This is a genomic window from Romboutsia sp., from assembly GCF_051659545.1.
Classification (GTDB): domain Bacteria; phylum Bacillota; class Clostridia; order Peptostreptococcales; family Peptostreptococcaceae; genus JBOFOR01.
In genome coordinates this window covers 1-2,056 of sequence record NZ_JBOFOR010000345.1, presented here as the reverse complement: position 1 = coordinate 2,056, position 2,056 = coordinate 1, and the positions used below count along the sequence as shown (strand labels likewise).

Genomic DNA, 2,056 nt, shown 5'->3' with positions numbered 1-2,056 from the left:
AGAATAAATATAATTTGATAAATATTGATGATATTAACCAGTATAGTAGTAATTTATTTGAAAGTATGTATAAATTTTTTAGGCTAGTCTTTTAGACTAGCTTTTATTTTTAAAAAAATTAATACAACAATACAAATTTATCTTTATTTTTGTACGTACATACTATATTATATTAGTATAAATGCCTCTAATTGATGGCAATAATATATAGCACAAGGAGGTTTTTATTATTAAAACCCAAATAATAAATAAATACCTAGAAAAAATAAAAACACATATTACTCAAAAAGGCTTTGACTTTGCAGGTAATAGAGACAAGAATGCAAACTTCATAGAAGAATATGGATTTCAAATAGAAGATATAAAAGATATACTACTAGACCTAAACAAAGATCACCACATAGGTGGTCCTGAAAATGACCATAATCAAAGGTTAAAAGGAGATGTGTGGAAGTTCATATACGGATTTGAACTAGATAAAGAGGATATCATTAATATATACATAAAAATCAGATACAATCCTCCAGAAGAATTAGTTTGTATATCATTTCATGAGGATGAATTATTTGAATAGGAGGTACTATATATGAATACAGAAAAAAGAAAAGTATATTGTGAACACTGTAATGAAAAAGTAGAATATTTAATTATAAACGAAGTAAAAAGGGAATACAAAAACGTAGAAGTAAATGTAAAGCAAAACATAGGTGTATGCTCACAGTGTGGAGAAAGATTATATATATCAGAATTAGAAGCTGTTAATTTAGATAGACTATATACAAAATATAGAGAGTTAACAGGTATAGTATCACCTAAAGACATAATAGATTTTAGAGAAAAGTATAATATATCACAAAGAGAGTTAGTTGCAATACTAGACTGGGGTAAAATGACTATAAATAGATACGAAAGAGGAAGTTTACCTAACCAGAGTCAGAGTGAAATATTAAAATTAATTATAACTAATGAAAGCTACTTTAGAGAAAAGGTAGAAGATGCATATAAAGCTGGAAGAATTACAGAGAAAACTTATAATGGAATGCACTTAAGCGTAGACGAATCAAAACAACTTAGCCTAAGTAATTTTATTGAAACTAGATTATGCCATGAGCCAAGTATATTCAATGGATTTAGAAAATTTGATATAGAGAGATTAGAAAATTTGATAGGATATATAGCCTCAAAAGTTAACTGTCTGTATAAGACTAGTGTTAACAAATATTTATGGTATATTGATTTTTCAAACTATAAAAATAACCTTAAATCAGTTACAGGGCTTAGATATGTGAGATTCACTTATGGACCTATAATAGAAGGAAAAAATTATGAACTTATTTTAAACTTAGATAATAAGTTTGAAAAAGATGTGAGTGAAGTTAATAATAATGAAATAACTAAAATCAAGAGTAAAAACAATTACGATTTAAGTTTATTCTCTAAAAGTGAAATAGAGATAATTGATGAAGTTATTGAATTATTTAAATATAAAACTGCTACAAATATATCAGATTTATCACATGAAGAAAGAGCATGGCTTGAAACTAAAGATAATGAATTGATTTCATATGAATACGCACATGATTTAAAGGCAATATAAGGCTAGTCTAATGACTAGCTTTTACTTTTGTCCAAAATTCGATATAATTATAATATAAACTTTTAAGCTAGGTGGAAAATAATGTTTACAGAAGAAAGCCTAGAAAATGTAGTCATATAATACCTAACAGACATTGATTACACATATATATAGACATTATAAAAAACTTCAGACTATTTACCAACAATAGTAATAGTAGTAGATATGTGGCTAACAGGATTTGACGTACCATCCCTAGACACCATGTATATAGACAAACCAATGATAGCAACCGAGCCACTGCGTGTCTCAGAATTTCCACCGGGGGTGCAGAAATTGATATTTAGTGTCAAGTTCTTACTATAAAGAATAAATATAATTTGATAAATATTGATGATATTAACCAGTATAGTAGTAATTTATTTGAAAGTATGTATAAATTTTTTAGGCTAGTCTTTTAGACTAGCTTTTATTTTTAAA

2 protein-coding genes and 1 pseudogene are annotated in these 2,056 nt (G+C 26.8%); all 3 read left to right on the top strand.

Annotated elements, in window-relative coordinates:
- Positions 1-226 precede the first annotated feature (226 nt).
- Positions 227-574: a type II toxin-antitoxin system MqsR family toxin gene (locus tag ACRC03_RS20345; protein ID WP_438654440.1), complete on the top strand. Its 348-nt coding sequence runs from the start codon at positions 227-229 to the stop codon at positions 572-574.
- Positions 575-586: 12 nt separating this feature from the next.
- The gene (locus ACRC03_RS20340) at positions 587-1,597 is read left to right on the top strand and encodes a type II TA system antitoxin MqsA family protein (protein ID WP_438654439.1); all 1,011 of its coding nucleotides are present in this window, start codon (positions 587-589) and stop codon (positions 1,595-1,597) included.
- Between the two features lie 186 nt (positions 1,598-1,783).
- Positions 1,784-1,861: pseudogene (locus ACRC03_RS20335) on the top strand (type I restriction enzyme subunit R domain-containing protein); the annotation flags it as partial.
- Positions 1,862-2,056 lie beyond the last annotated feature (195 nt).

Excerpts from the sequence above, each read along its gene's own strand:
- ACRC03_RS20340 (WP_438654439.1), top strand. The coding sequence starts at position 587 with ATGAATACAGAAAAAAGAAAAGTATATTGTGAACACTGTAATGAAAAA.